At 67.1% G+C, this 3,926-nt stretch carries 4 protein-coding genes and 1 pseudogene; 4 read left to right on the top strand and 1 reads right to left on the bottom strand.

Annotated features, from left to right (window positions below):
• A pseudogene (locus VIR09_RS11180) lies at positions 1-712 on the bottom strand (carbohydrate-binding family V/XII); the annotation flags it as partial.
• Between the two features lie 509 nt (positions 713-1,221).
• Between VIR09_RS11180 and VIR09_RS11175 the strand changes: the two are divergent.
• From VIR09_RS11175 to VIR09_RS11160, 4 genes are all read left to right on the top strand, one after another.
• Positions 1,222-2,400 (top strand): phage tail sheath family protein, encoded by a 1,179-nt coding sequence (locus VIR09_RS11175; RefSeq protein WP_332012935.1) that lies wholly within the window; start codon positions 1,222-1,224, stop codon positions 2,398-2,400.
• Positions 2,397-2,984 carry an ATP-binding protein gene (locus VIR09_RS11170; RefSeq protein ID WP_332012934.1) on the top strand — a complete coding sequence of 196 codons (588 nt, stop codon included), beginning with the start codon at positions 2,397-2,399 and terminating at the stop codon, positions 2,982-2,984. The genes VIR09_RS11175 and VIR09_RS11170 overlap by 4 nt, the downstream gene beginning before the upstream one ends.
• Entirely contained in the window at positions 2,981-3,196 is a 216-nt protein-coding gene (locus VIR09_RS11165; protein WP_332012933.1) for a hypothetical protein, read from the top strand. The genes VIR09_RS11170 and VIR09_RS11165 overlap by 4 nt, the downstream gene beginning before the upstream one ends.
• A 102-nt stretch (positions 3,197-3,298) precedes the next feature.
• Positions 3,299-3,889, top strand: a complete 591-nt coding sequence (locus VIR09_RS11160) for a hypothetical protein (RefSeq protein WP_332012932.1) — start codon at positions 3,299-3,301, stop codon at positions 3,887-3,889.
• The last annotated feature ends 37 nt before the right edge of the window (positions 3,890-3,926 follow it).

The raw sequence follows: 3,926 nt of genomic DNA, 5'->3' as shown, positions 1-3,926 counted from the left end.
GCAGGTCCGTCCATGGCCCGGCGGCATTGGCTGCTTCGTACCAATGGCCGGCGGCCTGCAGGAAATAGCGGCCGGCGCCATTGGCCAGCATCAGCGCGCGCGTGTTGACCACCCGGCGCCAACCCGCCGCGTCGGGCACCTGGGCCAGGGCGGGCTCGCCGTCGATCAGCACCAGCACGGTCGGTACCGTGCGATAGATGATGCGCGGCGGCGCATTGTTCACGGGGACGGTCTTCGTAGCCGGATTGTTCTGGGACAGGGTGTAGCTGAGTTGCAGCGCATCAAGCCGGGTGACCACGCCCTTGGCGGGCAGGCGCGCTTCGAGCTGCTTGCGCAGCTTGTCGGCTTCCTGCGGCGCGGTCGGCACCTGCACGCGCTCGATCCGGATGTCTGACAGATGCACCAGACCCGCCGGCTTGTTGACCTCGGCACGGGCGGAAAAATCAGCCACGCCGTAGGTTGGATTGCCCTTGGCCGCGCCGACTGCCACCGCCATGCGGCCCGAAATACGATCGGCGCTCCAGGTGTCGATCTGCGGTTGATAGAGTTCCACCCGCGTGCCGTCGGCGGCCTCGAAGCTGCGCGGCCACTGCAGCGAACGCGCGGCCTCCGCCTGGGCCTCGGATTGGGACGGCGCTGCCTGAGTCGGGTTCTGTCCCTGCACTTGCGCCTGCGCCACGGCGGTCGGCGCCAGGCTTGCGCTGGCGGCCATGCCTGCCATGGCAAAGGCGTATGCAAAATGTGAAAGACGCCAGGGCGGGCTTGCTGGCGCTGACGGCATTGCCGGGAAATCACGCACGCGCCACAGTCGGATCAGGCTATGCATCTTGCGCTCCTCATTGAGGGCCGCAGCCGCCAGTCGGGCCCCCAGCCACTCGGATTTCCCGCAGCGCCGTCGCCACGGGCCATGCGTCTGCCGGGCCCTCTGAGGCGTCCTGCCAGGGCCGGCTTCTGAATAAGCAACAGAACGTTAACACCGCTGAAAAGCTATTGCCCGCTTTTATCAGACCTTCTATAAAACATCTCATCAGGGCTGCTGCTTTTGCCCGATTGCCTTTCCGCTGCAATCCAACTAGAAGCGCGGCGCAACGCCCGCCATACGCCGGTACTCCCGCGCGTTGCGCCCAGGCCCGGACCTCTGTCCGCGCCATCCCGGCCGTCCCTCGAAGACTTTCCTGCTGCAAGCACACGCCGTCAAGTCGCCGTGGAAAGGAGCAATTCATGGCCCCAGCCCTGAATCATCCCGGGGTGTATATCCAGGAAATGCCCGCGGGCTTGCGCAGCATTGCCGGCGTGCCGACCTCGGTTGCCGCGTTTCTGGGAACGGCCATGCGCGGACCGCTCAACCAACCGGTCCGCATCCAGGGCTTTTCCGACTACGAACGCGAGTTCGGTGGCTTGGTTGAAGACTGCGAACTCGGCTACGCGGTGCTCCAATTTTTCCTGAACGGCGGCGCCGAGGCCTGGGTCGTGCGCGTGGGCTTGCCTGCGCAGAACGGACCGCAAGACACGCATGCCGCCTTCATCGGCCAACGCCCTCAACGCCTGGGCCTCTACGCGCTGGACCATGCCCATCCCTTCAACCTGCTATGCCTGCCCGGCGTCACGCACGGCGGCGTGCTTGCCGATGCCGTGTCCTACTGCAAGGAGCGGCGCGCCTTCATGATCGTCGATGCGCCGCAGGTGGCAGCAGAGGCGGCCTCCATGGCGGCGGCGGTCATGGGTACGGCGCTGCCCAAGTCAGACCATGCCGCGGTGTACTTCCCCTGGACCCGGACCGCCGATCCGCTGAGAATCGGCCAGCCCCGCCTGACCCCACCCTGCGGCACCATCGCCGGACTGTATGCACGCACCGATGGCAATCGCGGCGTCTGGAAGGCGCCCGCCGGCATCGATGCCGGCCTCACCGGTGTCCTGTCCCTGGCCGCCACGGTCAGCGACGACGAGAGCCGCAACCTGAATGCGCTGGGCGTCAATTGCCTGCGCACTTTCCCGGGCCGCGGCGCGGTCTGCTGGGGCGCGCGGACCTTGCAGGGCACCGACCACTTCGCCTCGGAATACAAGTACGTGCCAGTGCGCCGGCTGGCGCTGCACCTGGAGCAATCGCTCAGCCGCGGCACGCAGTGGGCCGCGTTCGAACCCAACGACGAACCGCTCTGGGCACAGATCAGGCTGAACGTCGGCGCCTACATGAACGCGCTGTTCCGCCAGGGCGCCTTCCAGGGCAACGCGCCGCGCGATGCCTATCTGGTCAAGTGCGATAGCGAAACCACCAGCCAACAAGACGTCGATCATGGCGTGGTCAACATCCTGGTCGGATTCGCGCCGCTCAAGCCGGCCGAGTTCGTCGTCATCCGCGTCCAACAGCGGGCTGGCCAGATGGAAGGACGGCAACCATGAACGCGCCTGCCGAATCGCGGCTCCTCGCTCTGTGGGACACCGGCAGCCAGAGCCGCCCGCGCGCGCTGGCCCAAGCCGCGGAAGCCGCCGAGGCGCTGGCGCGCGAGACAGGACTGGAGCTGCATCGCATCGACTTGTCGAAGATCGTCAGCCGGTACATCGCCGAGACCGAAAAGAACCTGAACCGCCTGTTCGAATCGGTCGCACAGAGCGGCGCCATCCTGTTCTTCGACGAAGCCGACGCGCTTTTCGGCAAGCGCACCGACGTCAGGGACAGCCACGACCGTTACGCCAATATCGAAGTCAGCTATCTGCTGCAACCCATGGAGTCATACCGCGGCCTGGCGCTACGCGCCGCGGGCCTGAAGTCCAACCTGGACAGCGCATTCCTGAGGCGGCTACGCCTCGTGGTCCAGTTTCCGGCCGCTGCGGCGGACCCGCGCGTGCGCCTCTGGAGCCGCACGTTCCCGGTTGCCGACGCCAGCACCAAAATCACCATGGCGCGGCTGCTGCATGCCGTCCGCGCCGAACCAAGCCAACACGCCCGGCCCTTGCCTGGCGCCAAGACGAGAGAATATCCATGAAACCGGTAATCAACGACTATGTCCGCGAACTCAGCCACCCCGGCTACGACGCGGCCCGACGCAATGCCTTCGTCGCTGCCATGGTCAGCAAGCGGCTGATGCGGCGCACTGCCGACCAGCGCGAGGCGGGCGAGGCCGACGCCGCGCGGACAAGCGCCCTGGCCGACAACACCGCCACCGCTGATGTGCGCGCCGGCAACGCCGAGACCTGAGTTCCACGCGGCTTCAGGATGGCGCTGCGTCCGATGCGGGCGCAGCGCGCGCGCAGGCGTACCAGGCTTGCCGGCACGGTATCATCGAGCCTGTTGCGCGGCATGCTCCCGCAAGCATGCCGCGCGTATCCCGCCCACATCCTGCATGACGCGATGAATCCCTATATTTCGATCGGCATTCTGCTTCTAGGCGTTTTCGCTGCCATCGCCTACCGCTGGCAGCGGCGACGCACGATGGATGCCGCCGGACGGCGCCTGGGCAGCGATCTGCTCGCCGGCGGCGCCCTCTTTGCCGTGGCAGCTCCCGCCATCGGCGGCGCCGGCGTCATCATCGGCTTGACGGCAGCCACCCGGGATCCGGAGACCTTGCTCATGCTGCTCTACGGCTTGCCCTGGTTCTACCTCTTCGGCTTCGTGCCCGCCCTGTTGTGCGGCATCGTGGCCGGAGCGTTGCGGCCGGCTCGCTCGTCCTGGAGCGCCTGCGTCGGGATGGCAGCCGTCGGCGCGCTCTACGGCTTTGTCTTCCTGCTGGGCTTTGGCGTCCACGAAAGGCCTTGGCAAGAACTCCTGGGATTCCCCTTGACCGTGGGCGCCGCGCCCGGCGCGGTGAGTGCATTGCTGTGCGCTCGCATACTCTATGGCAGATCCGGAAGCCGCGGCGCATCGGGCGGCAATGCGCCGCAAGCGGCCTGAGGCTGCGGCGCAGCACCGGCCTCAGGCCTTGCGCCCG

It is taken from the genome of Achromobacter sp., assembly GCF_036567245.1.
Taxonomy (GTDB): Bacteria; Pseudomonadota; Gammaproteobacteria; order Burkholderiales; family Burkholderiaceae_B; genus Achromobacter.
The sequence above is the reverse complement of the archived record's forward strand: the minus strand, read 5'-3'. Positions and strand labels throughout refer to the sequence as shown.